The organism is Paraburkholderia denitrificans (genome assembly GCF_042655705.1).
Lineage (GTDB): Bacteria > Pseudomonadota > Gammaproteobacteria > Burkholderiales > Burkholderiaceae > Paraburkholderia > Paraburkholderia denitrificans.
The window spans coordinates 64653-91311 of record NZ_JBHSMP010000017.1; the positions used below are offsets into that span (position 1 = coordinate 64653).

General features: G+C 67.0%; 24 protein-coding genes and 2 pseudogenes. 12 read left to right on the forward strand and 14 right to left on the reverse strand.

The window, feature by feature from the left end; translation table 11 throughout:
- Nucleotides 1–89: 89 nt before the first annotated feature.
- From pcnB to ACFPTO_RS14855, 4 genes and pseudogenes are all read right to left on the reverse strand, one after another.
- On the reverse strand, nucleotides 90–1769 hold the full coding sequence (pcnB, locus tag ACFPTO_RS14840; protein ID WP_377712223.1) for a polynucleotide adenylyltransferase PcnB: 1680 nt from the start codon (nucleotides 1767–1769) through the stop codon (nucleotides 90–92).
- Nucleotides 1766–2452, reverse strand: a complete 687-nt coding sequence (locus tag ACFPTO_RS14845) for a histidinol-phosphatase (protein WP_377712225.1) — start codon at nucleotides 2450–2452, stop codon at nucleotides 1766–1768. The genes pcnB and ACFPTO_RS14845 overlap by 4 nt, the downstream gene beginning before the upstream one ends.
- A 728-nt stretch (nucleotides 2453–3180) precedes the next feature.
- Nucleotides 3181–3861: pseudogene (gene hda / locus ACFPTO_RS14850) on the reverse strand (DnaA regulatory inactivator Hda); the annotation flags it as partial.
- 29 nt (nucleotides 3862–3890) lie between these two features.
- The gene (locus tag ACFPTO_RS14855; protein ID WP_377712227.1) at nucleotides 3891–4967 is read right to left on the reverse strand and encodes an AI-2E family transporter; all 1077 of its coding nucleotides are present in this window, start codon (nucleotides 4965–4967) and stop codon (nucleotides 3891–3893) included.
- A 159-nt stretch (nucleotides 4968–5126) separates the two neighbouring features.
- On the opposite strand from ACFPTO_RS14855, the gene purM reads away from it, so the two are divergent.
- The gene (gene purM / locus ACFPTO_RS14860; RefSeq protein WP_377712229.1) at nucleotides 5127–6188 is read left to right on the forward strand and encodes a phosphoribosylformylglycinamidine cyclo-ligase; all 1062 of its coding nucleotides are present in this window, start codon (nucleotides 5127–5129) and stop codon (nucleotides 6186–6188) included.
- 172 nt (nucleotides 6189–6360) lie between these two features.
- Here the strand turns inward: purM and kynA are convergent, their stop codons facing one another.
- From kynA to kynB, 3 genes are all read right to left on the reverse strand, one after another.
- Nucleotides 6361–7329 carry a tryptophan 2,3-dioxygenase gene (gene kynA, locus ACFPTO_RS14865; protein ID WP_377712231.1) on the reverse strand — a complete coding sequence of 323 codons (969 nt, stop codon included), beginning with the start codon at nucleotides 7327–7329 and terminating at the stop codon, nucleotides 6361–6363.
- Between the two features lie 57 nt (nucleotides 7330–7386).
- Nucleotides 7387–8661: a kynureninase gene (kynU, locus tag ACFPTO_RS14870; RefSeq protein WP_377712233.1), complete on the reverse strand. Its 1275-nt coding sequence runs from the start codon at nucleotides 8659–8661 to the stop codon at nucleotides 7387–7389.
- A gap of 69 nt (nucleotides 8662–8730) precedes the next feature.
- The gene (kynB, locus tag ACFPTO_RS14875) at nucleotides 8731–9369 is read right to left on the reverse strand and encodes an arylformamidase (RefSeq protein WP_377712234.1); all 639 of its coding nucleotides are present in this window, start codon (nucleotides 9367–9369) and stop codon (nucleotides 8731–8733) included.
- Between the two features lie 133 nt (nucleotides 9370–9502).
- Here kynB and ACFPTO_RS14880 point away from each other — a divergent pair, with 133 nt between their 5' ends.
- Nucleotides 9503–10009: an Lrp/AsnC family transcriptional regulator gene (locus tag ACFPTO_RS14880; RefSeq protein ID WP_377712236.1), complete on the forward strand. Its 507-nt coding sequence runs from the start codon at nucleotides 9503–9505 to the stop codon at nucleotides 10007–10009.
- Between the two features lie 22 nt (nucleotides 10010–10031).
- Here ACFPTO_RS14880 and ACFPTO_RS14885 read toward each other — a convergent pair whose 3' ends face one another.
- A complete protein-coding gene (locus ACFPTO_RS14885) occupies nucleotides 10032–10544 on the reverse strand; it encodes a flavin reductase family protein (protein ID WP_296652371.1) in 513 nt (170 codons plus the stop codon).
- Nucleotides 10545–10728: 184 nt separating this feature from the next.
- Between ACFPTO_RS14885 and msrA the strand changes: the two genes are divergently transcribed.
- Entirely contained in the window at nucleotides 10729–11277 is a 549-nt protein-coding gene (gene msrA / locus ACFPTO_RS14890) for a peptide-methionine (S)-S-oxide reductase MsrA (RefSeq protein WP_377712237.1), read from the forward strand.
- 132 nt (nucleotides 11278–11409) lie between these two features.
- On the opposite strand, the gene ACFPTO_RS14895 is transcribed toward msrA, so the two are convergent.
- Together ACFPTO_RS14895 and pdxH are read right to left on the reverse strand one after the other, a co-directional pair.
- A complete protein-coding gene (locus tag ACFPTO_RS14895; RefSeq protein WP_377712239.1) occupies nucleotides 11410–12768 on the reverse strand; it encodes a DUF72 domain-containing protein in 1359 nt (452 codons plus the stop codon).
- Between the two features lie 124 nt (nucleotides 12769–12892).
- Nucleotides 12893–13534 carry a pyridoxamine 5'-phosphate oxidase gene (gene pdxH / locus ACFPTO_RS14900; RefSeq protein ID WP_377712241.1) on the reverse strand — a complete coding sequence of 214 codons (642 nt, stop codon included), beginning with the start codon at nucleotides 13532–13534 and terminating at the stop codon, nucleotides 12893–12895.
- Nucleotides 13535–13728: 194 nt separating this feature from the next.
- Between pdxH and ACFPTO_RS14905 the strand changes: the two genes are divergently transcribed.
- Nucleotides 13729–14592 carry a tRNA threonylcarbamoyladenosine dehydratase gene (locus ACFPTO_RS14905; protein ID WP_377712243.1) on the forward strand — a complete coding sequence of 288 codons (864 nt, stop codon included), beginning with the start codon at nucleotides 13729–13731 and terminating at the stop codon, nucleotides 14590–14592.
- A gap of 123 nt (nucleotides 14593–14715) precedes the next feature.
- Here ACFPTO_RS14905 and trxA read toward each other — a convergent pair whose 3' ends face one another.
- Nucleotides 14716–15564, reverse strand: a complete 849-nt coding sequence (gene trxA / locus ACFPTO_RS14910; RefSeq protein WP_377712244.1) for a thioredoxin — start codon at nucleotides 15562–15564, stop codon at nucleotides 14716–14718.
- Nucleotides 15565–15740: 176 nt separating this feature from the next.
- Nucleotides 15741–16622 carry a pirin family protein gene (locus ACFPTO_RS14915; RefSeq protein ID WP_377712246.1) on the reverse strand — a complete coding sequence of 294 codons (882 nt, stop codon included), beginning with the start codon at nucleotides 16620–16622 and terminating at the stop codon, nucleotides 15741–15743.
- Between the two features lie 189 nt (nucleotides 16623–16811).
- Here ACFPTO_RS14915 and ACFPTO_RS14920 point away from each other — a divergent pair, with 189 nt between their 5' ends.
- Complete coding sequence (locus tag ACFPTO_RS14920) at nucleotides 16812–17714, forward strand: EamA family transporter (protein WP_377712247.1); 903 nt, start codon at nucleotides 16812–16814, stop codon at nucleotides 17712–17714.
- A gap of 116 nt (nucleotides 17715–17830) precedes the next feature.
- On the opposite strand, the gene ACFPTO_RS14925 is transcribed toward ACFPTO_RS14920, so the two are convergent.
- A complete protein-coding gene (locus ACFPTO_RS14925) occupies nucleotides 17831–19417 on the reverse strand; it encodes an N-acetylmuramoyl-L-alanine amidase (RefSeq protein ID WP_377712249.1) in 1587 nt (528 codons plus the stop codon).
- Nucleotides 19399–20004 carry a tRNA (adenosine(37)-N6)-threonylcarbamoyltransferase complex ATPase subunit type 1 TsaE gene (gene tsaE / locus ACFPTO_RS14930; protein ID WP_377712251.1) on the reverse strand — a complete coding sequence of 202 codons (606 nt, stop codon included), beginning with the start codon at nucleotides 20002–20004 and terminating at the stop codon, nucleotides 19399–19401. Before tsaE ends, ACFPTO_RS14925 begins: the two co-directional genes overlap by 19 nt.
- Nucleotides 20005–20021: 17 nt before the next feature.
- Between tsaE and queG the strand changes: the two genes are divergently transcribed.
- From queG to ACFPTO_RS14965, 7 genes and pseudogenes are all read left to right on the forward strand, one after another.
- A complete protein-coding gene (queG, locus tag ACFPTO_RS14935; RefSeq protein ID WP_377712253.1) occupies nucleotides 20022–21461 on the forward strand; it encodes a tRNA epoxyqueuosine(34) reductase QueG in 1440 nt (479 codons plus the stop codon).
- A 77-nt stretch (nucleotides 21462–21538) separates the two neighbouring features.
- The gene (locus ACFPTO_RS14940; protein WP_377712255.1) at nucleotides 21539–22012 is read left to right on the forward strand and encodes a methylated-DNA--[protein]-cysteine S-methyltransferase; all 474 of its coding nucleotides are present in this window, start codon (nucleotides 21539–21541) and stop codon (nucleotides 22010–22012) included.
- The gene (gene xerD / locus ACFPTO_RS14945) at nucleotides 22009–22989 is read left to right on the forward strand and encodes a site-specific tyrosine recombinase XerD (protein ID WP_377712257.1); all 981 of its coding nucleotides are present in this window, start codon (nucleotides 22009–22011) and stop codon (nucleotides 22987–22989) included. Before ACFPTO_RS14940 ends, xerD begins: the two co-directional genes overlap by 4 nt.
- A 107-nt stretch (nucleotides 22990–23096) precedes the next feature.
- Entirely contained in the window at nucleotides 23097–23588 is a 492-nt protein-coding gene (ybaK, locus tag ACFPTO_RS14950) for a Cys-tRNA(Pro) deacylase (protein ID WP_377712259.1), read from the forward strand.
- 171 nt (nucleotides 23589–23759) lie between these two features.
- A complete protein-coding gene (gene plsY / locus ACFPTO_RS14955; protein ID WP_377712261.1) occupies nucleotides 23760–24383 on the forward strand; it encodes a glycerol-3-phosphate 1-O-acyltransferase PlsY in 624 nt (207 codons plus the stop codon).
- A 315-nt stretch (nucleotides 24384–24698) separates the two neighbouring features.
- The gene (locus ACFPTO_RS14960) at nucleotides 24699–26498 is read left to right on the forward strand and encodes a methyl-accepting chemotaxis protein (protein ID WP_377712263.1); all 1800 of its coding nucleotides are present in this window, start codon (nucleotides 24699–24701) and stop codon (nucleotides 26496–26498) included.
- Nucleotides 26499–26522: 24 nt separating this feature from the next.
- Nucleotides 26523–26621, forward strand: a pseudogene (locus ACFPTO_RS14965) (aminotransferase class III-fold pyridoxal phosphate-dependent enzyme); the annotation flags it as partial.
- Nucleotides 26622–26659 lie beyond the last annotated feature (38 nt).

A 26659-nucleotide genomic window follows, 5' to 3' on the forward strand; every position in this document is an offset into this window, starting at 1 on the left:
TGTCGTTTCCGGTTCGTCAAAATCGCGTCATGCGCGAGGCGCCGCGCCGTTCTCGCCCGGTCCTCGCTCAATCCTTGCTCAGTCCTTGCTCAGTCCTCGTACTGACCGTCGTGGCCGGCACGCTCCGGCGCACCGGCGCTTTCGCCGCCTGCGTCGCCCGAGTCGCCTGGATCGCCAGCGTTATGTCCGGCTTCACCGGCAGACTTGCGGTTCTTCGCACCGCCGCGGCGGCGGCGCTTGCGCGGCGCGCGTTCCTTGCCGCCCGCGGCGAGCAGCGTTTCGCGCGCGGCCGGGTCGCCGCTGATGAAATCCGTCCACCAGGCGCCGACCTCTGCGTCGAGTTCGCCCGACTCGCAGCGCAATAGCAGGAAATCATACCCCGCTCTGAAACGAGGGTGTTCCAGCAGCTTGATCGCGCTGCGGCCGCGCTTTTCGAGGCGCTGCTGCAGGCTCCAGATCTCGCGCATGTCCGACGAATAGCGGCGGTGGATCGCGAGCTTTTCGGTTTGCGCCTCGATCACGTCGTCCATCGCGTGATGGATCGCGGGCACGGGGAATTCGCCCTCGGCCGTGTATTGCTGCCAGCGCTGCTGGACGTCGTGCCAGAGCAGTGTCGCGAACAGGAAGCCGGGCGACACAGGCTTGCCCGCGCGCACGCGCGCGTCGGTGCTCGACAGCGCGAGCGAGATGAAGCGCTCGCCTTGCGGCTGTTCGAGGATCACGTCGAGCAGCGGCAAGAGGCCGTGATGCAGACCTTCCTTGCGCAGCCACTTGACGCAGTCGAGCGCGTAGCCCGACAGCAGCAGCTTGAGCATCTCGTCGAAGAGACGCGCGGCCGGGACGTTGTTGATGAGGTCGGCGAGTTCCTTGATCGGCTCGCGCGTGCGGTCCTCGATCTCGAAGCCGAGCTTCGCCGCGAAGCGCACCACGCGCATCATCCGCACCGGATCCTCACGATAGCGCGTGACCGGGTCGCCGATCATCCGCAACAGGCGGGCGCGCATGTCGGCCATCCCGTTGTGATAGTCGAGCACGGTTTGCGTGGCCGGGTCGTAGTACATCGCGTTGATCGTGAAGTCGCGGCGCGTGGCGTCTTCGTGCTGCTCGCCCCAGACGTTGTCGCGCAGCACGCGGCCGCTCGCGTCCACCGCGTGCGTGCGGCGGTCGAGTTCGTCGCGGTGCAGGCGTCGCGCGGGCGCGGCGCTCGCCGACGGTGCAGAGGGCGCGGGCGGATCGACCAGCGCGCGGAACGTCGAGACTTCGATGATTTCCTGGCCGAACTGCACGTGCACGATCTGGAAGCGCCGGCCGATGATGCGCGCGCGGCGAAAGAGCTTCTGCACCTGGTCGGGCGTGGCGTCCGTGGCGACGTCGAAGTCCTTCGGCGCAACGCCGAGCAGCAGGTCGCGCACCGCGCCGCCCACGATGAACGCGCGAAAACCGGCTTGCTGGAGCCCTTCGGTCACGCGGACCGCGTTCTTCGAGATCAGTGCGGGGTCGATGCCGTGAATGTCGGCGGGAAGGACGACCGGCACGACCGGATCGGCGTTCCTGCCCGATCCCTTCGCGGCTGTGCGGGACCGGGAATGCTTAGTCGCGGCTTCGCCAGCGGCGGTGGTGGCAGTGGCAGCAGCGGCCGGCTTGCGGCGGGTGCGGGGAGCGGTGTCGTCGTGCGCCGGCGCGGACGCCGCGCCGGTCGATGCATCGTCGGCGGCCGTGGCGGACGTGCTGTCCTGGCCGAATAGCTTGCGGATGAGTTTTTTGATCACGATGCCTGGAACAAATCGAGGATGCGCCAGCCGGCCGTCTGTGCGTGCGCGCGCAGCGTGGCGTCGGGATTGGTCGCGATCGGGTCGGTCACTTTTTCGAGCAGCGGGATGTCATTATGCGAGTCGCTGTAGAAATAGCTGTGCTCGAAGTCCGACCACGTCTTGCCGAGCGACGCGAGCCACGCCTCGGTGCGCACGATCTTGCCTTCGCGGTAGCTCGGTGTGCCGGTCGGACGGCCCGTATAAGGCGAGTCCGGATGGCCGTCCACCGTTTCGGCCTCGCAGGCGATCAGCTTGTCGACGCCGAACACCCCGGCAATCGGGCCCGTGATGAATTCGTTGGTCGCCGTCACCATGCAGCAGAGGTCGCCCGCGTCCTTGTGCTGGCGCACGAGTTCGATGGCCGCCGGAACGATCGCCGGCTTGATGACTTCGTGCATGTACTGATCGTGCCATTCCTTGAGCTGGGCGCGCGAATACTTCGAGAGCGGCGTGAGCATGGCGACGAGATACGCGTGGATGTCGAGCACGCCGGCCTTGTAGTCGGCGAAGAAGCGGTCGTTCTGCTCGTTGAAGCGCTCGGCGTCGACAATGCCGAGCTTCACCATGAAGCGGCCCCATTCGTGGTCGCTGTCGGTTGGGATCAGCGTGTGATCGAGATCGAAAAGTGCAAGGTTAGCCATGGGCGCTCATTTTACTTGAAGCGGATAAAGCCGTTGGCCGCCGCCGGTTTGCCTGCTTGCTGCGCGTCGGAGGCGGGTCCGGCTGACGGGCTGTCGCCGACGCGCGTGCGGGGCTCGGCGGGCGCGTGCGGCGTGCTTTGTGCTGATGCTTCGGTTGCTGCTGCGTCGGGGCCGCCGCCGGGTTCCGCGCTCAGGTCACCGCTCGGTTCCCCGCCCGGTTCGCTGCCCGGTTCGCCGCCGAGTTCGCTGCCCGGTTCGCCGCCCGGTTCGCCGCCCGGTTCGCCGCCCGATTCTCCGCTCAGTTCGCCGCCCGATTCTCCGCTCAGTTCGCCGCCGAGTTCGCCGTTCATTTCGCCGCTGACGTCGGCTTCGACTTCGCCCGTGAGCTCGCCGCCCAGTTCGCGCTCGACCACGTCGCGAAAGCTCGCGCCGAGTTCGCCGTCGACGCTGTCGGTGGGGGTGGCAAACGGCGCCGGTTGCGGCGCGCGCGGCTGCGAGGCCGGTGCACGCGCCGGTTCGTAGGGTGCAGCGGGGCTGGCGGGAGCGTCGGCTTGCGCGGATGGCGTGCGCTCGCCGGGGCTGTCATCGCTTGCCGTGCCGCTTTCCACGCCCGGAACCAACGCTGGATCGACGGAGAACAGGTCGAGTTCGCCGTCGATGCCGTCATCGAAACCGCCTGCCGCTGCTGCCGCCGCGGCGACGGCCGCACCGCCGTCCGTGGGCAGCCCTGCCGCGAGCATCGTGCGCAACAGCGGCAGCGTCACCGCGCGCTTCTGTTCGAGCGAAAAGCGGTCGAGCGCGTCGAGCAGCGCCATCAGGCTCGGCATGTCGCGCCGGAAGTGCGTGAGCAGGTAGACGGGCACGTCGTCGGCGAGCGCGATGCCGCGCTCGCGCGCCGCGCGCTTCAGCACGCTCGATTTGTCGGCGTCGGCGAGCGGCGCGAGGTGGAACACGAGCCCCCAGCCAAGCCGCGTGCGCAGGTCCTCGCGTACCGCGAGACCCATCGGCGCCGCGCTGCCGGTCGCGACGAGCGCGCTGGTCGGGTGGGCGCGCACTTCGTTGAACAGGTTGAAGAGCGCGATCTGCTGCGCGCCCGAGAGCGCGTCGCAATCGTCCACGGCGTAGATCGCCACGCGCGGATCGAAGCCGAACGCCGCGAGCGCGCTCTGCGGCCCGAGATACCGCGCCCCGCCCGACGGCGTTTCGTGGACGAGCGCGTGCAGCAGATGGCTGCGCCCGCTGCCGGGCTCGCCCCAGACGTAGAAGGTGCGGTCGGCGACGGGACCGGCTGCGAGCGCGCTGTCGAGCCCGCGCAGGCGCGCGACCAGCTCCGTGTTGGCGCCGGTGTGGAAGTTGTCGAAGGTCGATGGCGGCGGGGTGCCGAGATCGAGCGTTAGCTGTCGCTGCACGGTGGGACGAGGCGTAAATCAGTTCTTGATCAGTTCTTGTAGAGCGCGCTATCGAGGTAACTGCGGCGCAGCTCGCGCAGCGCGACCGAGAGGATCGCGCTTGCGGGCAGCGCAAGCAGCACACCGAAGAAACCGAAGAGTTGCCCGAATGCGAGCAACGCGAAGATCACCGCGAGCGGATGCAGCCCGATGCGCTCGCCGACGAGGCGCGGCGTGAGGAAGAACCCTTCGAGGATCTGTCCGATGCCGTAGACGAGCGCGACCGCGCCGAAGCCGTACCAGTTGCCGAACTGCAGGAGCGCGGCGATCAGCGCGAGCACGAGGCCGGTCGCGTAGCCGAGATAGGGGATCAGCACGGCGAGGCCCGTGAAGATGCCGACCGGCAGCGCGACTTCGAAGCCCGCGATGGAGAGCGTGATCGCGTAGAACGCCGCGAGAATCGCCATCACGAGCAACTGGCCGCGCAGGTATTGCGCGAGCATGCGGTCCATTTCACCCGCCAGTTCCAGCGTGCGCGCGAGCCAGCGGCGCGGGATGATGGCCTGGATGCGCGCGAGCATCGCGTTCCAGTCGTAGAGCAGATAGAACAGCACGAGCGGCACCAGCACGAGGTTGCTGACGAGCGAGATCATCACGTCGCTGCTGGTGCGCACCGACGCCCACGCGTAGAGCGCGATCGACTGTGCGCTGGCTTCGAGCTTGCTCGTCGCGAGATCGCGCAGGCTCTGGAAGTCGAGCGTGTCCTGCATGCCGAGCAGCGCGAGCTTGGGCGTGAGCCAGTCGTGCAGGTGGTTGAGCATCACCGGCACCTGTTGCTTCAACTGTGGCCCTTCTTTCTGGATCACGGCGAGCAGCAGCACGACCAGCATCGTCACGGCGAGCGCGAACAGCAGGATCATGACGAGCGCGGCCAGGCTGCGCGGCACGCGGCGGCGCACGAACCACGCCACGCCCGGCTGCAGGATGTAGGCGATGATCGCGCCGAGCAGGAACGGCGTGAGGACCGGCCGCAGCAGCCACAGCACGATGCCGAAGGCGAGTGCCAGCCCGGCCCAGATGAGGGCCTGGCGCTGGTACGGCGTCAAAATCGGTGTATTCGGTGACAAAGGATGGCTTTCCGGTCGTTGGGCGGGCCGCGATGGGACTATTCGGGCCATTCTGGTCATTCGGGACGCTGCCGCGCATGCAATTTGCGGCCAGGCAGCGGCGGCGAGGTGCCGTCAATCGGTTAAAATCGCATTTTACCGACCTTCTGGCACTTCCCCATGAATCAACCGAAATCCGACCAGGCCGCCGGCGCCCAGGGCCTCTCGTACCGCGATGCCGGCGTGGACATCGACGCGGGCGACGCGCTCGTCGATCGCATCAAGCCCTTCGCGAAGAAGACGCTGCGCGAAGGCGTGATGGGCGGCATCGGCGGGTTCGGCGCGCTGTTCGAAGTGCCGAAGAAGTACAAGGAGCCCGTGCTTGTGTCGGGCACCGACGGCGTCGGCACGAAGCTGCGCCTCGCCTTTCATCTGAACAAACACGACACGGTCGGCCAGGATCTCGTCGCGATGAGCGTCAACGACATCCTCGTGCAAGGCGCCGAACCGCTCTTCTTCCTCGACTATTTCGCGTGCGGCAAGCTCGATGTCGACACGGCCGCGACGGTCGTGAAAGGCATCGCGCACGGCTGCGAGCTGTCGGGTTGCGCGCTGATCGGCGGCGAAACCGCCGAAATGCCGGGCATGTACCCGGACGGCGAATACGACCTCGCGGGCTTCGCGGTCGGCGCGGTCGAGAAAAGCAAGATCATCGACGGCAGCACGATCACCCCGGGCGACGTGGTGCTGGGTCTCGCTTCGAGCGGCATCCATTCGAACGGCTTCTCGCTCGTGCGCAAGATCATCGAGCGCGCAAATCCGGATCTCAACGCCGACTTCCACGGCCGCTCGCTCGCCGACGCGCTGATGGCGCCCACGCGCATCTACGTGAAGCCGCTGCTCGCGCTGATGCAGCAGGTGACGGTGAAGGGCATGGCGCACATCACGGGCGGCGGGCTGGTCGAGAACATTCCGCGCGTGCTGCGCGAAGGTCTGACCGCAGAACTCGATCACCAGGCCTGGCCGCTGCCGCCGCTCTTCTCGTGGCTGCAGCAGCACGGCGGCGTCGCCGATGCGGAAATGCATCGCGTGTTCAACTGCGGCATCGGCATGGCCGTGGTTGTGTCCGCTGATCAGGCCGATCAGGCCGTCGCGCAGCTTGCCGCCGCAGGCGAGCAGGTGTGGAAGATCGGTGTCGTGCGCGAGAGCAAGGCAGGCGAAGCGCAGACCGTGGTGGTCTAAAACAGCCAGGCCGCGGCGCGTCCACGCGCCATCGGCCCGCTGAAATCGCCGAATTCGCTTGATCGGCTCGAAAAAAATTCGCGCCGGTGAGGTTGGCCCATCAGGGCTTGCCTCACCGGCGCGAAGTCGTTTCAGGGCGTTTCGGGACGTCTAAGAGCCCGCGCTGGCTGCGTTACAGCACGGTGCGCACGTGCCAAAGCTCGGGGAACAGCACGATATCGAGCATCTTGCGCAGATAAGGCGCACCGCTCGTTCCGCCCGTGCCCTGCTTGAAGCCGATGATCCGCTCGACGGTCGTCACGTGGCGGAAGCGCCACTGCCGGAACGCGTCTTCGAGATCGACGAGTTCCTCGGCCATCTCATACAAGTCCCAGTACTGCGAAGGGTTGCGATAGATTTCGAGCCAGGCCGCTTCGACGGACGGATCGTGCGCGGTGGGCAGCGTCCAGTCGCACGTGAGCCGCTCCGGCGCGATGGCGAATCCGCGCCGCGCGAGCAGGCGGATCACTTCGTCGTAGAACGACGGCGCTTCCAGCGTGTCTTTCACCTGCTTCAGAATCTCGGGCCGGTGCTCGTGCGGCTTGAGCATCTGCACGTTCTTGTTGCCGAGCAGAAATTCGATCTGCCGGTACTGGTACGACTGAAACCCGGAAGAACTGCCGAGGTAAGGCCGCATCGCCGTGTACTCGGAGGGCGTGAGCGTCGACAACACGCTCCACGCCTGCACGAGCTGCTCCATGATCCGCGACACGCGCGCCAGCTGCTTGAAGGCGGGCGGCAGTTCATCGCGATGCACGTTCGCGAGCGCCGCGCGCAGTTCGTACAGCGCGAGCTTCATCCATAGCTCGCTCGTCTGATGCTGCACGATGAACAGCATCTCGTTGTGGTCGGGCGAGAGCGGATGCTGGGCGTTCAGCACCGCATCGAGCGAGAGATAGTCGCCGTAGCTCATCGACTTCGAAAAGTCGAGCTTTGCGTCGTGCCAGCCAGCTTCGCCTGCTTCTCCTGCTGTGCCCGCTGCACCCGCCGTACTCGCTGCGGCCGCCGCCGCCGGAGCGCTCGCGACGGGGCAAGTGCCGCGCGGCGCAGCCGCGGCGTCGATGGCGTCCGGCATACCGGGAATCTGCATGTGATCGGTCAAGTTCGTCTCCTCTCGACGGGATCTGGCGCTTCGGCGCCACGTCCCATTCCATGTCAATCAGGTCACCGCGCCGCGCGCGGCGAATTCGGGCTTGCGCCAGGATTCGGTCGTGAGCACGTCGCGCAGCGTCTCGACGGCGTCCCACACATCCACGAAGCGCACGTAGAGCGGCGTGAAGCCGAAGCGCAGCACGCGCGGCTCGCGATAGTCGCCGATCACGCCACGCGCGATCAGCGCCTGCATCACCTCATAGCCATGCGGGTGCTCGAAGCTTACGTGCGAGCCGCGCTGCGCGTGCTCGCGCGGCGTGACGAGCGCGAGGTCGAGACCCGCGCAGCGCGTCTCGACCAGTTCGATGAAGCGATCGGTCAGCGCCAGCGACTTGCGGCGCACCGCTGCCATGTCGGTCTGCAGGAACACGTCGAGGCCGCATTCGACGAGCGCCATCGAAACGATCGGCTGCGTGCCGCACAGGAAGCGGCCAATGCCGTCGTCCGGGCGGTAGTCGGGGCTCATCTCGAAGGGCTTCTTGTGGCCCCACCAGCCGGATAGCGGCTGCGAGAAGGCGTTCTGGTGCCGTTTGGGCACCCAGACGAACGCGGGCGAGCCCGGGCCGCCGTTAAGGTACTTGTAGGTGCAGCCCACGGCGTAATCGGCGTTCGCGTCGTTCAGCGCGACGCCGACCGCGCCCGCCGAATGTGCGAGATCCCACAGCGCGAGCGCGCCGCGCGCATGGATCAGTTCGGTGAGCGCGGCCATGTCGTGCATGTAGCCCGTGCGGTAGTTCACGTGCGTAATCATCGCGACGGCGACATCGTCGGTGAGCGCGGCGGGCAGCTCGGTGGGATCGTCGACGAGGCGCAGTTCATAGCCGCGGTCGAGCTGTTCGATGAGGCCCTGCGCGATATAGAGGTCGGTCGGGAAGTTCGCGCGCTCGGAGACGATCACGCGGCGCTTCGGATCGCGCTGCGCCTGCACGCGCAGCGCCGCCGAGAGCACCTTGAAGAGATTCACGGAGATCGTATCGGTGACGACCACCTCGTCCTCGCCCGCGCCGATCAGCGCGCCCAGCTTGTTGCCGAGCCGGCGTGGCAGCGCGAACCAGCCTGCGGTGTTCCAGCTGCGGATCAGGCCGTTGCCCCATTCCGCGCCGATCACGGCCTGCGCGCGCGCGGCGGCGGCTTTGGGCGGCACGCCGAGCGAGTTGCCGTCGAGGTAGATCGTGTCGGGCGCGAGCGCGAACTGGTCGCGCAGGGCGGCGAGCGGGTCGGCGCGGTCGAGTGCTTCGGCTTCGGTGCGCGTTTCGTTCCGCGCTTCGTTCCTGTTAGTCATGGGTGGTTGCGTTTGCGGTTGGGCGGTTGGCAATGTGGATGAAACTCAGGGATGGTTCGTGCAGCGTGTTTATGCCGTGCGAGGCAGCGCGCGCAGCACGGCGCGCACGGGGCTCGCATCGAGCGTGGCGAACTTGAGCGGCAGCGCGATCAGCTCGTAATCGCCCGGCGCGACGGCGTCGAGCACGATGCCTTCGAGAATCGCCATGCGATGCGCGCGGATCCGGTGGTGCGCGTCCATCGTCTTCGAATCCTGCGGATCGAGCGACGGCGTGTCGATGCCGATCAGCCGCACGCCGCGCGCGGCCAGCAGGTCGATCGTCTCGGGCGCGACGGCGCAGAACGCGCTGTCCCAGCGCTCGACGCTCGCCTGCGCATAGGTGCGCAGCAGCACGCGCGGCGGCAGATCGTCGAGTGCATGTGCGATGTGCGCGGGCTGCACGAGCGGCGCCGCGCCGATGCAATGGATCACGCGGCATGCGCCGAGATAGGCGTCGAGCGCGACCGCGCCGATCGGCGCGCCGTCCTGGTCGTAATGCAGCGGTGCGTCGGTGTGCGCGCCGGTATGCGGCGAGAGCGTCACGCGTGCGACGTTCACAGGCGAACCAGCCTCCATGCGCCAGATGCGTTCCACGCCGACCGGCGTATCGCCGGGCCAGACGGGCGTGCCGGGATGGATTGGCGGGGAAATATCCCAGATATTGTTCATGACATTGATCGATATGCGCGGCCTATGCTATCGAATGATAGGCAAGCTGGAGTGAAATGTGCTTGCTTAAAAAACGCCGCCGACTATAACTGTTGGCAGATAATTCAAAACAAGTCGGGAATGGGGACCAAATATGAATGCAATCTCGCTCGATGCTACCGATTGCCGTATTCTCGCCGTGCTGCAAAACGAGGGCAGAATCAGCAACCTCGATCTTGCCGAACGCATTTCGCTCTCGCCATCGGCGTGCCTGCGCAGGCTGCGGCTACTTGAAGAACAGGGAGTGGTGGAGCGCTATCGCGCGTGCCTGAACCGGGAGATTCTCGGCTTCGAGATGGAGGCGTTCGTGCAGGTCTCGATGCGCAACGACCAGGAAAGCTGGCACGAGCGTTTCGTGAGCGCGCTGCGCGACTGGCCGGAGGTGGTGGGCGCGTATGTCGTGACGGGCGAGACGCATTATCTGCTGCGTGTGCTCGCCCACAATCTCAAGCACTATTCCGATTTCGTGCTCAACAAGCTGTACAAGGCGCCGGGCGTGATGGACATCCGCTCGAACATCGTGCTCACGACGCTGAAGGTGGAGTCGGGCGTCCCCGTCGATCTGATCCAGCAGCGCGAGCCGAAGAGCGCCGCTGCGTGAGGCCGGCCGTACCCGCGTGCGCTCAGAGCGGCTCGATCTGGTGGAAGCCGCCGCCGTGGTAGACGAGCGGCGGCGCATGGGCGAGGTCCTCGCGCACGCCGCAGCGCTCGACCTCGCCGACGAAGATCACGTGGTCGCCTTCGTCGTAGCGGCTGCGGTTGTGGCACTCGAACCAGGCGAGTGCGCCGTCGAGCACGGGCATGCCGCTGTCGCCGGCCGCGTGCGCGACGCCTTCGAACCGGTCGCCCTTCACTGTCGCAAAACGCTTGCACAGGTCGAGCTGCGACGCGGCGAGCACATTCACCACATAATGGCTGTTCGCGCGGAACACCGACATCGAAGCCGAACGCGTGGCGAGGCTCCACAGCACGAGCGGCGGATTCATCGACACGGAGTTGAACGAACTCGCGGTGATGCCGATCAGCGGGCCGTTGGGCACGCGTGTCGTGATCACCGTGACGCCGGTCGCAAACTGGCCGAGCGCGCGGCGAAAGGCGGCGTCGTCGAAATTGGGCGGGCTGGCGCGGCGGGTCATCGGAGCGCGGCTCCGTTTGCGGGGCGCGCACGCGGCGCGATGGAAGCGAAAGTCGGAATCAACATCATGTGAAAGAGCGGCGAATTGTCGCAATTCTAGCGGAAGCAGCCGATGGCCGCCCGGCTGGCACGGCTGTTTCCAGCCCCGGTCGCGTCTGGCGGACCGCATTCAAGGAGTGAGCAGCATGAATCAGACAGTCGAAACGGCCACGCTTGGCGGCGGATGTTTCTGGTGCCTCGAAGCCGTGTATCTGCGCGTGGAAGGCGTGCTTGCGGTGGAGTCGGGCTATGCGGGCGGCCACGTCGCCGACCCGAGCTACGAGCAGGTCTGCGACGGCCAGACGGGGCATGCGGAGGTCGTCAACGTGACGTTCGATCCGGTGAAGATCGGCTACCGCGAGATCCTCGACATCTTCTTCGGTATCCACGATCCCACCCAGCTCAACCGGCAGGGCAACGACGTCGGCCAGCAGTACCGCTCGGTGATCTTCACGCACTCCGAGGCGCAGCGCGAGACGGCGCTGCAGGCGATCCGCGAGATCGCGGCGGAAGGCGTGTTCGACGGGCAGATCGTCACCCAGGTGCTGCCGCTCGACGGCAACTATTTCCCTGCCGAGGCGTATCACCAGAACTACTTCGCGCAGCACGCGGATCAGGGCTATTGCGCGGCGGTGGTCGCGCCGAAGGTCGCCAAATTCCGCCAGAAGTTCGTGCACCGGCTCAAGCCGGAGTGACGTGATGTGATGTGACGCTGCGCTTTGCGCGGCGTTCGCGGGTCCGAAGGAGCGGGGCGCATGGGCGTTTCCCGCTCTTTTTTTGTGCCGACGCGGGGTGCGCGTGCAGCCGCACTTGTCGGTCGCCCGTTTTCAGTCGTCTGCCGCGCCCGGCTCGTCGTGGCCGGGCCGCGCGGTCGCGTGGTGCTCTTCTTGAGTTGCGTCGGCGTCGCCGCTTGCCGTTTCCCCCTGTAACCGCAAAAACTCGTCGGCGATCGATTGCGCCAGCTTCGCGCACGACAGCGGCGACGAGCCCTCCGCCTTGTTGTTCGTCGAGATCAGCACGCTCTGCCCCGCAAGCGCGTAGCGCGCGGCCAGTTCCGCGAGCGCGTCGCGCGTGTGCGGGTCTTCGTCGACGAGCTTGTCGAACGGTTCGTAACGCGCCTTCGCCTGTTCGTAGCGAAAGCCGCTGTGCAGGCTCCAGCGCACGATCAGCGGACCGGCGGGCGTTTCGCCGTCCATCAGCGCGAGCGCCGCGGCCTGTCGCAGCGGGTCCGGCATGCGCGCGTGCAGCCCCACGCAGTAACGTGCGCCTGCCGCGCGCAGCATGCGCACGAAGCGCGGCGTGAGCAGGCTCGCATCGCGGATCTCGACGGCGTAGCACGGGCCGTCGGGTGCGGATCGCAGCGGCGGCAGCGCCATCAGGAACGCTTGGAGGCGCTCGACGAACGCGGCTGGATCGGCGAGCAGCTGATCGGGCAGCGGCGGGAACTGGAACACGAGTGCGCCGGCCTTTGCGCCGAGTCCCGTGAGACAGGGCTCGACGAACTCGCTCGCCGCCAGTTGCGCGTTCAGGAAGCACGGGTTTGCCGCGACCGGTTCGCCGCGCTCGCCGCGCACGCTGGCGTCGGTGATCGAGGCGGGCGCCTTCACGATGAAGCGGAAGTCGTCAGGCACCTGCTGCGCGTAACGCAGATATTCGGCGATGGAGAGCGGTGCGTAGAACGACCGGTCGATGCTGACGGATCGCAGCAGCGGATGCACGGCGTAGGCCGTCAAACCGTCGCGGGCCAGTTTGGCGTTGCTGTAGTCGTCGCTGTAGACAATGCCGCGCCAGCCCGGAAACGACCACGACGACGTGCCGAGGCGCACCTGCGGCGGCAATCCGGCGGCGAGGGCGAGCGTGGCCTCGTCGGCCACGACCGGGAGGACGCCGCGGGCGCAGCGCTTCGGGGCGGCCGGCGCGGCCGGGCGGGTTGCGCTCGCTGCGGGAAATCCTGAGAATTCGGCGAATTCAGCGGTTATGGGCGCGGGCTCAGGGTCGCGCTTCGCGCGCGCGGGCCGTGGCGCGGGCGTTTTAGGCGCCGGTTCGGGCGCGACGAAGCCGAACAGATCGGCTTGCGGCTTATCCGACGTGTTGGCCGCGTTGGCCCTGTTGGCCTCGGCGGCGCTATACGCTTCGGCCGTCGTGTCGATGGTGGCTGCCGGGGCCGGGGCGTCTCGGTCGTTCATACGTGTGCGCTTCGAAGTTCTGCGCCCAGATGTCGAGCGTGTGCGCATGGTGCGGTCGTGTGCGTCCGGCGTCAACCGCCCGTGGTTCGCCGGATTGCGCGGCCAGCCCGCCGATGCCGGGCGCTTACGGCGCGAGGCGCTCGATGCGCCACGCAGCGCCTTCGCTCTCACGCGAGTAACGGATGCGGTCGTGCAGCCGCGACGGGCGGCCCTGCCAGAATTCGACGGTATCCGGCACGAGCCGGAAGCCGCCCCAGTGCGGCGGGCGCGGCGGATTCTCGCCGAACTTCGCGCCGAACTCGCGCTCGCGCGCTTCAAGCTCCGCGCGGCTGCCGATCACCGTGCTCTGTTGCGACGCCCACGCGCCGATGCGCGAACCGAGCGGCCGGGAGTGGAAATACTCGTCGCTTTCGGCGTCGGTGGTCTTCTCGACCTTGCCGTTGATGCGCACCTGGCGCTCCAGCTCGATCCAGTAAAAAAGCAGGCACGCGTGCGGATTGGCGGTGAGATCGTGGCCCTTGTGGCTCTCGTAGTTCGTGTAGAACACGAAGCCGCGCTCATCGACACCCTTGATGAGCAGAATGCGCGCGCTCGGGCGGCCTTCGGCGTCGACGGTCGCGACGGTCATCGTGTTGGGCTCGGGCAGCTTCGCGTCGAGCGCCTGGGCAAGCCAGGTCTGGAACTGGCGGATGGGATCGGGATCGACATCGGCGGCGTCGAGCGAGCCGAGCGAGTAGGTTTTGCGGAGGTCGGCGAGAGTCGTCATGTTTTAGGCAGGCACTTCCATGCGGACAAATAGGGCGAAGGACGCAAAACACTGCGCACCGCTGCGGCGTGACATGCAAGGCGCGGGGCCAGGCAAGTACCGGTGCTCAGCGAATCGCGTCCGATCAGGCAAAATACGGGTCTCGCATGGACCGCGGCAGTATGCGTGCGGTCCGCTTTTGAACTGCTACCGACATGTCCAGTACCCCGATTTCGCCGCAAACGGATCTTACCGCGCTCCCGGCGGCTGAAGAAGCCGACCGTGCCCGCCGCTTCGGCGGCGTCGCGCGGCTTTACGGCGCACCGGCGCTCGCGGCGTTCGAGCACGCGCACATCGCCGTGATCGGCATCGGCGGAGTCGGGTCGTGGGTTGCCGAGGCGCTCGCGCGCAGCGCGATCGGCACGCTCACGCTGATCGACCTCGACAACGTCGCCGAAAGCAACACCAACCGCCAGATCCACGCACTCGACGGCAATTACGGCAAGCCGAAGGTCGAGGCCATGGCCGAGCGCATCAAGCTGATCGACCCGGCCTGCGACGTGCGGCTCGTCGAGGATTTCGTCGAGCCGTCGAATTTCGATGCGGTGCTCGGCGGCGGCTTCGACTACGTGATCGACGCCATCGACAGCGTGCGCACGAAAACGGCGCTGATCGCATGGTGCGTGGAGCACCGGCAGCCGCTCATCACCGTGGGCGGCGCGGGCGGCCAGCTCGACCCGACGCGCATCCGCATCGATGATCTCGCGCTGACGATCCAGGACCCTCTGCTCTCCAAGGTGCGCGGCCAGTTGCGCAAGCACCACGGCTTTCCGCGCGGGCCGAAGGCCAGGTTCAAGGTGAGCGCCGTGTATTCGGACGAGCCGCTCATCTATCCCGAAGCCGCGGTGTGCGACGTCGATCCCGAGGCCGAGCACGTCGTGACGTCGCCGGGGCATCACGCGCCGGTCGGCCTGAACTGCGCGGGTTTTGGATCGAGCGTCTGCGTGACGGCGAGTTTCGGTTTCGCGGCGGCGGCGCACGTGTTGCGCACGCTTGCGCACGCCGCGTCGGCGCGCTGATCGCGCTGACCGGCCGCGCCGTTTCCTCGCGCGCAAAAAAACGCACAAAAAAACGCACGGCCCGTGCAAGGCCGTGCGTGTTTCGTTTCGACTGAGTGCCGTGCTGCGCGGCGGTGCTTCAGTTCAGTTGAGCACCGCGCTCAGCTTACGGCGCCATTCGCTCACGAGCTGCGGCTGATGCGCCGCGAGATCAAACACCGAAAGCATGGTCTTGCGGCCAATGTCGTCGCGGAACGTGCGGTCGCGCTTCACGATTTCCAGTAGCTGCTCGAGCGCGCCCGGAAACTTGTGCCGCGCGATCAGCGCGTTCGCGAGGTCGAAGCGCGCCTCCAGATCCGCCGGATGCGCGGCCACCTGGGCTTCGAGCGCGTCGGTGGGCGGCAGGTCGAGCGCGGCGTCGAGTGCGTCGAGGCGCGTCTTGATCGCGTTGAAACGCGGATCGATGCCCTGCGTGATCTTCGGCGAAAGCAGATCGACTTCCGCGCGCGCTTCGTCGCCGCGATTGTCGGCGAGCAGTAGCTCGATCAGGTCCATGCGCGCTTCGTCGTGGCCCGGATCGTAGGCGAGCGCGGCTTGCAGCGCTTCGTAGGCTTCGTCGCGGCGGCCCTGCGCGAGCGCTTCCTGCGCCGTGCGGCGCTCGGCTTCGGCGGCGTTCGGGATCAGCCCGTCGATGAACTGGCGCAACTGGCCTTCGGGCAGCACGCCGATGAACTGGTCGACGGGCTGTCCGTCGACGAATGCGACAACGTGCGGAATGCTGCGCACCTGAAAGTGCGTGGCGAGTTCCTGGTTTTCGTCGACGTTGACCTTCGCAAGCTTCCATTTGCCCGCGTATTCGGCTTCGAGCTTTTCGAGCATCGGCCCGAGCGTCTTGCACGGGCCGCACCAGGGCGCCCAGAAGTCGATCAGCACCGGCGCGAGCGTCGATGCCTCGATCACGTCTTTTTCAAAAGTGGCCAGCGTGGTATCCATTGCGTCCTCGTTGGGTGGAATCTGTCTCGCCTTCAGTTGGGGACGAAACGTTCGAGTTCAATCGGCACCCTGCACCTGTACTCTGCACCCGGCAACTGGCGCGCGCACGCGCGCCGTTCGTCCTGCGGTTGTCCAGCCCTCCATCTAGCCCTCCATCTAGCCCTCCGTCCGGCCATTCACCGCGGCTTCTTTTCCGGCAGCGGAATCCATTCGGTTTCGCCGGGGACCTGTCCCATTTCCTGGCGCGTCCACGCGGTCTTCGCGGCCTCGATCTTCTCGCGCGAGCTGGCCACGAAGTTCCACTCGATGAAGCGTTCGCCCTCCAGCCTTTCGCCGCCGAGCAGCATCACGCATGCCCCGTTCGCGCTCGCGAGCGTGACGGTCTCGTCCGGTTCGAGCACGGCCATCGTCGTGGCTTCGAGCGGTATGCCGTCGATCGACAGATCGCCCTCGACCAGATACACGCCGCGCTCCTCGTGCTCAGGTTCGAGCGCGATGGCGCTGCCCGGCGCGAAGTCGGCGGCGACGTAGAGCGTGCCCGAAAAGGTCTCGACAGGCGATGTTGCGCCGAACGCCGTGCCCGCGATCACGCGCAGCGTGACGCCGTTGCGCCGGATTTCGGGCAGCGTGGCCGCGGCGTGATGGAAGAACGACGGATCGGCGTCCTCGTGATCGAGCGGCAGCGCCACCCAGGTCTGGATGCCGTGGATGGTCGAGCCCTTCGCGCGATCTTCCTGCGGCGTGCGCTCCGAGTGAACGATGCCGCGCCCGGCGGTCATCCAGTTCACATCGCCGGGGACGATCTTCTGCTGCGAGCCGATGCTGTCGCGATGCATGAACGTGCCGTCGAAGAGATAGGTGACGGTGGCGAGGCCGATGTGCGGGTGCGGCCGCACATCGACGCCCGCGCCCGCTTCGAGCGTGGCCGGGCCCATGTGATCGAAGAAGATGAACGGCCCGACGAGGCGCGCAGCCAGTGCGGGGAGCACGTGTCGAACGAGCAGGTTGCCGATGTCGCGCGTGTGAGGCTTGAGGACCACTTTGATCGATGAGGACATGAAAGCTTCCTTGACGGTCGGACAGCACGGAAAGGGGAGACGGCGGCTGGCGCGCCTTGCGCGCGGGCGCGGCCATGCGGGCGAGTCCACATTCTAGCGCCCGCCCATACAGGCTGCTGCGGGGATGCTGCGGGGCTGCGCCGCTCCCGGTACACTCGCCAATCCGGCTGGAATGACTTGGAGCGCGCGATGTCGCCGAAGGATCTGTTGCTTGCGCTGGTGGTGGTGCTGGCGTGGGGCGTGAATTTCGTGGTGATCAAGGTCGGGTTGCACGGCGTGCCGCCGATGCTCCTCGGCGCGCTGCGCTTCTTGCTGGCGGCGTTTCCGGCCGTGCTGTTCGTCAAGCGTCCGAATGTGCCGCTGAAGTGGCTGCTTGCCTACGGCGCGACGATCTCGTTTGGCCAGTTCGCGTTTCTGTTCTCGGCGATGTTCGTCGGCATGCCGGCCGGTCTTGCCTCGGTCGTGCTCCAGGCGCAGGCGTTCTTTACGCTCGGCTTCGCGGCGCTCTTTCTGCACGAGCGTTTTCACGCGCGCAACGTGATCGGCCTGTCGATCGCGGCGCTCGGCCTTGCGCTGATCGGCATGCAATCGACGGCGGGCGGCGGCGCGCAGGCCATGACGATCGCGGGCTTTGTCCTCACGCTTTGCGCATCGGTCATGTGGGCGCTCGGCAATATCGTCACGAAGAAAGTCGGGAGGGTCGATCTGGTGGGGCTCGTCGTCTGGGCGAGCCTGATTCCGCCGCTGCCGTTTCTCGTGCTGTCGTACTTCTTCGAGGGGCCGCTGCGCATCGGGCACGCGCTGGAGGGCATCGGCATGTCTTCCGTGCTCGCGGTCGTCTATCTCGCCTTTGTTGCGACCGTGCTCGGCTACAGCCTCTGGGGGCGACTGATCTCGAAGTATCCCGCAAGCCAGGTCGCGCCGTTCTCGCTGCTCGTGCCGATCATCGGGCTCGCTTCGGCATCGCTCATGCTCGGCGAGCGCCTCACCGTCGCCGAAATCGGCGGCGCCGCGCTCGTCATGATCGGGCTCTTCGTGAATGTTTTCGGCGGCTGGGTGCGGCAGCGCTTTGCGGCCGCGCGGGAGATTTGAACGGCGGGTGTTAACTGCGGGTGTGAGCTGCGGCGCGGGCGCTTTTGTGGACGTTTTCGCGGCGAGGCGGGGCGCGTCGGTTTCGCGCCCCTCGTGTACCTCGCGCCCCTCGCGCCTCAGGTCATGCGGCTTTTCGCGAGCGGCGGATTCGCCGCGAAATAGCGCTTGATGCCCTTGAGAATCGCGTTCGCCATCTTGTCGCGATAGGCATCGTCGTTGAGCTTCGTCTCTTCTTCCGGGTTGCTGATGAACGCGGTCTCGACGAGGATCGACGGAATGTCGGGCGCCTTGAGCACCGCGAAGCCCGCCTGTTCGACCGAGCCCTTGTGCAGCTTGTTGATGTCGCCGATCTCGTTGAGCACGAAGCCGCCGTAGCGCATCGAATCGCGGATCTGCGCCGTGGTCGACATGTCGAAGAGCGCGCGGTTCACAGCCGCGTCGGCGGTCTGCACGTTGATGCCGCCGATCTGGTCCGACGAGTTTTCCTTGTTCGCCATCCAGCGCGCCGCCGCGCTCGACGCGCCGTGCTCGGATAGCGCGAACACCGACGAGCCGCGCGCGGCCGGCGTCGTGAACGCGTCCGCGTGAATCGACACGAAAAGGTCCGCGCCCACGCGCCGCGCCTTCTGCACGCGCACGTTCAAGGGCACGAAGAAGTCGGCGTCGCGCGTCATCATCGAGCGCATGTTGGGCTGCGCGTCGATCTTCGCGCGCAGCCGCTTCGCGATGTCGAGCGCCACGTGTTTTTCGTAGGTGCCCGCGCTGCCGATCGCGCCCGGATCTTCGCCGCCGTGGCCGGGGTCGATCGTCACCGTCAACAGACGCACCGTGCCGCTCTTGCCGGATTTCGGCGCGACGAAGCCGTAGTTGTCGTCGCCGCTCTGTGCGCCGTCCTGGGCGAGCGCGGGCGCCGCGGGTGACGTGGGTGCGGCGGGCGACTTTAGCGCCGACTTCGGCGTGCGTTGCGCGACGACCGGCGGCGCGGACGGTGCAGGGCGCGCAGCGTGTACGCGAGGCGCAGCGGGTGAAGGATTTGCCCCGTCGTTTTGCGCGTAACGCTCGAAGAACGCGTCGCTGTTATCGGCCGACGGTCCGTTTGGCGCGGCCGAGGGGCCCGCGAGCGTCGAAGGCGGCACGTCGTGCCGCATCGTCTCTCCCGCGTCGAGCTGTTCCTGCTTCTTCTCGGTCTGCGCGAGCAGTTCCATCAGCGGATCGGGCGCGACGGCGGGGTACAGGTCGAAGACGAGCCGGTAACGGTACGTGCCGACCGGCTGCAGCGTGAACACCTGCGGCTTCACCGAGCCCTTGAGATCGAACACCATGCGCACGACGTGCGGCTGATACTGGCCGACGCGCACGGACTGGATCTGCGGATCGTTCGGCGCGATCTTCGAGACGAGATTCTTCAGGGCGTCGTCGAGGTCGAGACCGTTGAGGTCCACGACGAGACGGTCCGGGCCGCGCAGCGTCTGCTGCGTGGTCTGGAGCGGCTGATCCGATTCGATCGTGACGCGCGTGTAATCGCGCGCGGGCCACACGCGCACGCCGACCACCGAGGTCGCGAAGGCGAGGCGCGGCGCCGCGAGGCCCAGCACCAGCGTGGACGCGCCCGCCTTCAGGATCTGCCTGCGCCGCCAGTTGTGCGTGGCGGTGGCGGCCGATTCGATCGTGCGGAACGGTTTGATTAACAACTTTCTAGACATGCCTTTCCCGATGCGCTGTATGCATAGGCGGTGAGTACGCGGCCCTCGCCGTAGTTCCCGGGTTCGAGCGAGAACACGAGGTCCGGTACGCCGAGCAGGCCACCCGCGCGTTGCGGCCACTCGACGAGACACACCGCGCCGGCCGCGAAATACTCGCGAAAGCCGGCGTCGGCCCATTCGGCCGGATCGCTGAACCGGTACAGATCGAAGTGATAAAGCTGAAGTTCGCCGCTCGCCGTCTCTACCGTGTAGGGCTCGACGAGCGTGTAGGTGGGGCTGCGCACGCGTCCGGCGTGGCCGAGCGCGCGCAGCGTGGCGCGCACGAGCGAAGTCTTGCCCGCGCCCAGCTCGCCCACCAGTTGCACATGCAGGCCGTCAAAGCGTGGTGTCCGCGCGTCTTGCGCGTTCTGCGCGGCTTGGGCTGCCTGGGATGTTTGTGAGCGGTGCACTTCGAGCGCATGGGCAAAGCGTGCGCCGAACGCATCGGTGGCGGCTTCGTCCGCGAGGTCGAAGCGGCGCTCGAGCAGGATGGCAGCGAACGGTTGCTGTGCGTGTTCGAAACCGGACGTGACGGACTTAAGGGACATTCTCGTAAAATGACGTGATGAACCGCAGTCCTCAGCCTTCCTCTTCAGACTCCGCGCCCGGCTTCACGGACGCGGCAGATCCTTCATCCGGCGCGGCAGATGCTGCAGCGTCGTCGTGCGAAGCGCACGCGAGTGCTTTGCCGCATTCATCGTCTTCGGCGCCGCTCGATGCAGCGGCGCTTGCCGCGCTTGCGACGCGCATCCGGACATGGGGACGCGAACTGGGGTTCGGTGCGATCGGCATCAGCGACACGGATCTGTCGCATGCCGAAGCGGGCCTCGCCGCGTGGCTCGAAGCGGGCTGCCACGGCGAAATGGATTATATGGCCAAACATGACATGAAACGTGCGCGGCCAGCCGAGCTTGTGGCCGGTACGCGACGCGTGATTACCGTGCGGATGTCTTATTTGCCGGCGGCGGCGCTCTCGCCCGACGCGGCCAGCGCAGGCGCGTCGGCGGCTGCAAGCGGGACGCAAGATTCAGTCCAGACCGCACAAACCGTGCAGACCACACACGGCGACTGGCGCGCACGCGAGCGCGCTCGGCTCGCCGATCCGCAGGCCGCTGTCGTGTCGGTCTACGCGCGTGGCCGCGACTATCACAAGGTGCTGCGCGCGCGCTTGCAGCAGCTTGCGGAGCGTATCGAGGGCGAGATCGGATCGTACGGGCATCGCGTGTTCACCGATTCGGCGCCGGTGCTCGAAGTCGAACTCGCGCAAAAGGCGGGCGTGGGCTGGCGCGGCAAGCACACGCTGCTCCTGCAGCGCGACGCGGGCTCGCTCTTTTTCCTCGGCGAGCTCTATGTCGACGTGCCGCTGCCCGTCGATGACCAAGCGGACGACGAAGCGAACGACAAAGCGGACGACAAAGCCGCAACGACGTCCGGGCCCGCGAAGGAAACGGCGGGCGCGCATTGCGGCAGTTGCACGCGCTGCATCACCGCGTGCCCGACCGGTGCGATTACAGCGCCGTATCGCATGGACGCGCGGCGCTGCATTTCGTATCTGACGATCGAATTGAGGGGCAGTATTCCCCTGGAAATGCGCGAGCTGATCGGCAATCGTGTGTATGGCTGCGACGACTGCCAGCTCGTGTGTCCGTGGAACAAGTTTGCGCAGGCCGCACCCGTCGCCGATTTCGACGTGCGGCACGGACTCGATCGCGCGACACTCGTCGAGTTGTTCGCCTGGAGCGCCAAAGAATTCGACGAGCGCATGCAGGGCAGCCCGATTCGCCGCATCGGCTATGAGTGCTGGTTGCGCAATATCGCGGTCGGAATGGGCAACGCGTTGCGTGCGCCGCGCGTCCCCGCCGGGCAGCACGAGGGCGTGTTGCGCGCGGACAAGCCACTCGACGCCGAAGCACGCGCGGCCATCGTCGCGGCGCTGCGGGCGCGCGAGCACGACGAATCGGAACTCGTGCGCGAGCATGTGCAGTGGGCGCTCGAGGCGGCGTAGATTACACAACGCAGCGAAAACGAAGTGGCGAACGAGCCGCGCGCTGCACCCGCGCCGCGGCGCAGACGGAGGCAAGCATGTTTAATGCAGTAATCGACGCACCGTTCGGCAAGGTCGGCATCCGCACCGGCGGTGCGACGGTGCGCGAGATCGTCTATCTGCCCGAAACGGCCGCGAACTATGCGCCCGACTGCGCGCTCGCGGCGCGCACGGCCGCGCAGATCGTGCGCTATTTCGAGGACGCGTCCGCGGGCTTCGACTTGCCGCTCGCCGCACTCGGCACGCCGTTCCAGCGGCGCGTGTGGCACGGCATCTGCGCGATCGGGCCGGGCGCGGTGCTCACCTATGGCGAACTGGGCAGGCGCATCGGCAGCGAGTCGGCGCGCGCGGTCGGTCAGGCGTGCGGCTCGAATCCTTTTCCGCTCGTGATCCCGTGTCACCGCGTGGTGTCCGCGAGCGGCATCGGCGGCTTCGCGCATCACGGCGGCGACGGGTTTTTCCGCAACGTGAAGCGCTGGCTGCTCGCACACGAAGGCACGTCGATCCGATGACCGGTGCGAACCCGCAGGCCGACGCGCTGGCAACCGGGGCCGCTGCCGATACAGCCGACACCTCGACGCCCGAAGCTTCCGCCGCGCTCAACACGAGCCTCCTGTGCATCGACACGTTTTGCGACGCGCTGTGGCTCGAACACGGCCTCTCGCGCAACACGCTCGATGCGTACCGGCGCGATCTGCGCCTGTTCGCCGAGTGGCTCGCGAGCGCGCGCGCGGGCACGCTCGATACCGCGCGCGAAGACGATCTCTTTGCGTACAGCGCGCGCCGCAAGGAAGACAAATCGACGTCGGCGAACCGGCGGCTTTCGGTCTTTCGCCGCTACTACGGCTGGGCGCTGCGCGAGCAGCGCGTGCATGCCGATCCGACCGTGCGCATCCGCTCGGCGAAACAGCCGCCTCGGTTTCCCTCGACGCTCAGTGAGGCGCAGGTCGAGGCGCTGCTCGGCGCCGCCGACGTCACGACGCCGCTTGGCCTGCGCGATCGCACGATGCTCGAACTGATGTACGCGAGCGGCCTGCGCGTGACCGAACTCGTGACGCTGAAGACCGTCGAGGTCGGGCTGAACGAAGGCGTCGTGCGCGTGCTCGGCAAGGGCGCGAAAGAGCGGCTGATTCCGTTCGGCGAGGAGGCGCATGCGTGGATCGAGCGCTATCTGCGCGAGGCGCGGCCCGTGCTGCTCGGCGCGCGCACGGCCGACGCGCTGTTCGTGACCGCGCGCGCGCAGGGCATGACGCGCCAGCAGTTCTGGCACATCATCAAGCGCCACGCGGCGGCGGCGGACGTGCATGCGCCGCTCTCGCCGCATACGCTGCGCCACGCGTTCGCGACGCACCTGCTCAATCACGGCGCGGATCTGCGCGTCGTGCAGTTGCTGCTTGGCCACAGCGACATCTCGACGACGCAGATCTACACGCACGTCGCGCGCGAGCGCCTCAAGCTGCTGCACGCGAAACACCATCCGCGCGGGTAACGTGACGCGGCGGCTCGGCAACGCGGCGACGCGGCGACGCGCCGTCCCCGCATCGATGTAGCCCTGCATCGATGCAGCCCTGCACGCGTGCGCATTACAATGCGCCGATGAGCAAATCGAAACACGTCTCCGAAACGCCCGCCACGCAGATGCTGCGCCGCGCGGGCGTCGCCTTTGGCGAACATCCCTACGAATACGTCGAGCATGGCGGCACATCCGAATCGGCGCGTCAGCTTGGCGTGGACGAGCACCGCGTCGTCAAGACGCTCGTGATGGAAGATGAGCACGCGAAGCCGCTGATCGTGCTGATGCACGGCGACCGCACGGTATCGACGAAGAATCTCGCGCGCCAGATCGGCGCGAAGCGCATCGAGCCCTGCAAGCCTGAAGTCGCGAACCGGCATTCCGGATATCTCGTCGGCGGCACGTCGCCGTTCGGCACGAAGAAAACGATGCCGGTCTACGTCGAATCGTCGATCCTCGAACTTGACGCCATCTGGCTCAACGGTGGACGCCGCGGCTATCTCGTGAGCCTCGCGCCCGCCGTGCTCGTCGAACTGCTCGGCGCGAAGCCCGTGCAGTGCGCGAGCGTCGAGTAGCGTTGACTAACGTCGAGTAACGGCGCGCGGGCGGAGGCTGTAGCGCGCGCCTCGGCAGGTTCCCGGGTTCGCGCGCACCGCGCGCTTCGGTAGAATGGGCGGCCTCGCGCATCCGGCGCGGCCACGATGGCCGCGCCGCGCGCCACGTTCAACCTCCACCGGGTCTCGTGCATGTACAACTTGTTCGTCGCCGTTCTGGCCTATCTGATCGGCTCGGTTTCGTTTGCCGTGGTCGTGAGCGCCTCGATGGGCCTCGCCGATCCGCGCTCCTACGGCTCCGGTAATCCCGGCGCGACCAATGTCCTGCGCAGCGGCAACAAGAAGGCCGCGATCCTCACGCTGCTCGGCGACGCCTTCAAGGGCTGGCTGGCGGTGTGGCTCGTCGCGCACTACGGCCCGCGCTTCGGTCTCGGCGACGCAGCGATCGCGCTCGCCGCCATCGCCGTGTTCCTCGGCCATCTCTATCCGGTGTTCTTCCGCTTCCAGGGCGGCAAGGGCGTGGCCACCGCCGCGGGCGTGCTGCTTGCGATCCATCCCGTGCTCGGCGGGGCGACGGTGCTCACCTGGCTCATCGTTGCGTTCTTCTTCCGCTACTCGTCGCTCGCGGCGCTCGCCGCAGCCGTGTTCGCGCCGCTCTACGACGTCTTCATGTTCGGCCCGAATGTCATCGCGCTCGCGGTTCTCGGCATGAGCTTGCTGCTGTTCTGGCGCCACCGCTCGAATATTTCGAAGCTGATCGCGGGCACCGAAAGCCGCATCGGCGACAAGAAGAAAACCGCCGAATCTGGCCAATAAGCCGGTCAATAAGCCGGTCAATAAGCAGATCAACAAGCCGGCCGATAAGCCGGTTTTGCAGCAAGAGCGGGCCTGCGTGCCCGCTTCGTCATTCACAGCGGCATCCGCGCCGCTGCCCGCCGCTTTACACCCCGCCTGCTTCGTCTGTTTCGTCCGTTCGGTCCATTTCGGCCGATTCGTGGATTCGTGGATTCGTGGATTCGCGCGCCGTTTATTGATGAGGCTCAAGTTTGCCGTGGGGGGTGCCGTAAACCCGAGGCATGGCCCAGACCATTCCTGGCGGCCAACTCGCTTTTTGCAGGAGCCGACTTCCCCATGCTTTCCACCCTCCGCGCGCGCATCGTCGCGCTCGCCGCCGCCATTGTCGTCGTTGCGCTCGGCGTGAATACGGCCCTCGAATACTTCGTCGCCAGCTCGTACAACACAAGTGCGGTGAACAGCACGCTTTCGGCAGTCGAGGGCAGCGAGGCTTCCGGTATCGGCGGCTGGGTCGCTTTACACGCGCAGATGATCGACTCGCTGCAGGACGCCGTGCTGGCCGGGGATCCCCTTCCCGCGCTCAAGCAGGTTGCGCTGGCGGGCGGCTTCATGAACGTCTACGCCGGCTTCGCGGACAAGACCTCGAAGTTCTCCGATCCGACCGGCATTCCGCCCGATTACGACCCGACCGGGCGCCCCTGGTACAAGCAGGCCGTCGCGGCAGGCAAGGGCGTCGTGACGGCGCCGTACGTCGATGCCGCCACCGGCAAGCTCGTGGTGACGTTCGCCGTGCCCGTGATTCGTGACGGCGCGGTGAAGGCCGTCGTCGCGGGCGACGTGACGATGGACAGCGTGATTGCAAACGTGCGCTCGATCCGCCCGACGCCGAACAGCTTCGGCATGCTCGTCGACAGCACGGGCCAGATCGTCGCGCACCCGGACGAGAAGCTCACGCTCAAGCCCATCTCGGACGTCGCGTCCGAACTGACCGGCGATCGCCTCGCCGCGCTCTTCGCCTCGACGGACCCGCTGGCCGTGGACGCGGGCGGCAGCGTCAAGCTGATGCGCGCACAGCCCGTCGCGGGCACCGACTGGCACGTGATCGTCGCGCTCGACCGCACGGATGCGACAGCGGACATGCGGTCGCTGCTGACCGCTTCGCTGATCGCGCTCGTCGTGATCGCGGTGGTGGCGGCCGCGGTGGTGGTGGCGGCGACGTCGGTGACCTTCAAGCGGCTCTCGAACGTGCGCGATGCGATGGACGGTATCGGCGCGGGCGAGGGCGATCTCACGCATCGCCTGCCCGACGAGGGCAACGATGAAGTCGCGCAGATTGCGCGCTCGTTCAACGCATTCATGGACAAGATGCGCCTGGTGATGCGCCAGATCCGCGATGCGAGCGAGTCGGTGCGCACCGCGAGCGACGAGATCGCCGCGGGCAACATCGATTTGTCGAGCCGCACCGAATCGGCGGCGTCGAACCTGCAGCAGACGGCCGCGTCGATGGAGCAGATCACCTCGACGCTCGCGCAGTCGGCCAACGCGGCGCGGCAGGCGGACGTGACGGTGGCGTCGGCGTCGCAGGCGGCGTCGCGCGGCGGCGTGGTGATCGGCGACGTCGTGCGCACGATGGACGCCATCGAAGAGGCATCGGTGAAGATCGCCGACATCATCGGCGTGATCGACGGCATCGCGTTCCAGACCAACATCCTCGCGCTCAACGCGGCGGTGGAAGCGGCGCGCGCGGGCGAGCAGGGCCGCGGCTTCGCGGTCGTGGCGGGCGAGGTGCGCAGCCTCGCGCAGCGCAGCGCGCAGGCCGCGCGAGAAATCAAGGAACTGATCGAATCGACGGTGGCGAGCGTGAAGTCGGGCTCGCAACTCGTGCACGATGCGGGCGACACGATGGACGAAATCCTGCGCAACGTCGCGAACGTCACGAGCATCATCTCCGAAGTGACGGGCGCGGCAGCCGAGCAGACGCGCGGCATCGAGGAGGTGAATCGCGCGGTGAACCAGCTCGACGAGATGGTGACGCACAACGCGTCGCTCGTCGAAGAATCGACGGCGGCGGCCGCCGCGCTGCGCGGCCAGGCCGCGAATCTCGCCGATTCGGTGGGACAGTTCAAGCTCGACTGAGCGGAGCGGCGCAGGCGGAACGGCGCGCTGCTTGTCTTCGACGAGATCCCGCCCGGGCTTGGGAAGACCGGTCGCATGTTCGCATGCGACCACGACGGCGTCGTGCCGGACAGCTGGCGGTGATCAAAGAAGCGATTGCGGCCGGGACATCGGCTGCTTGA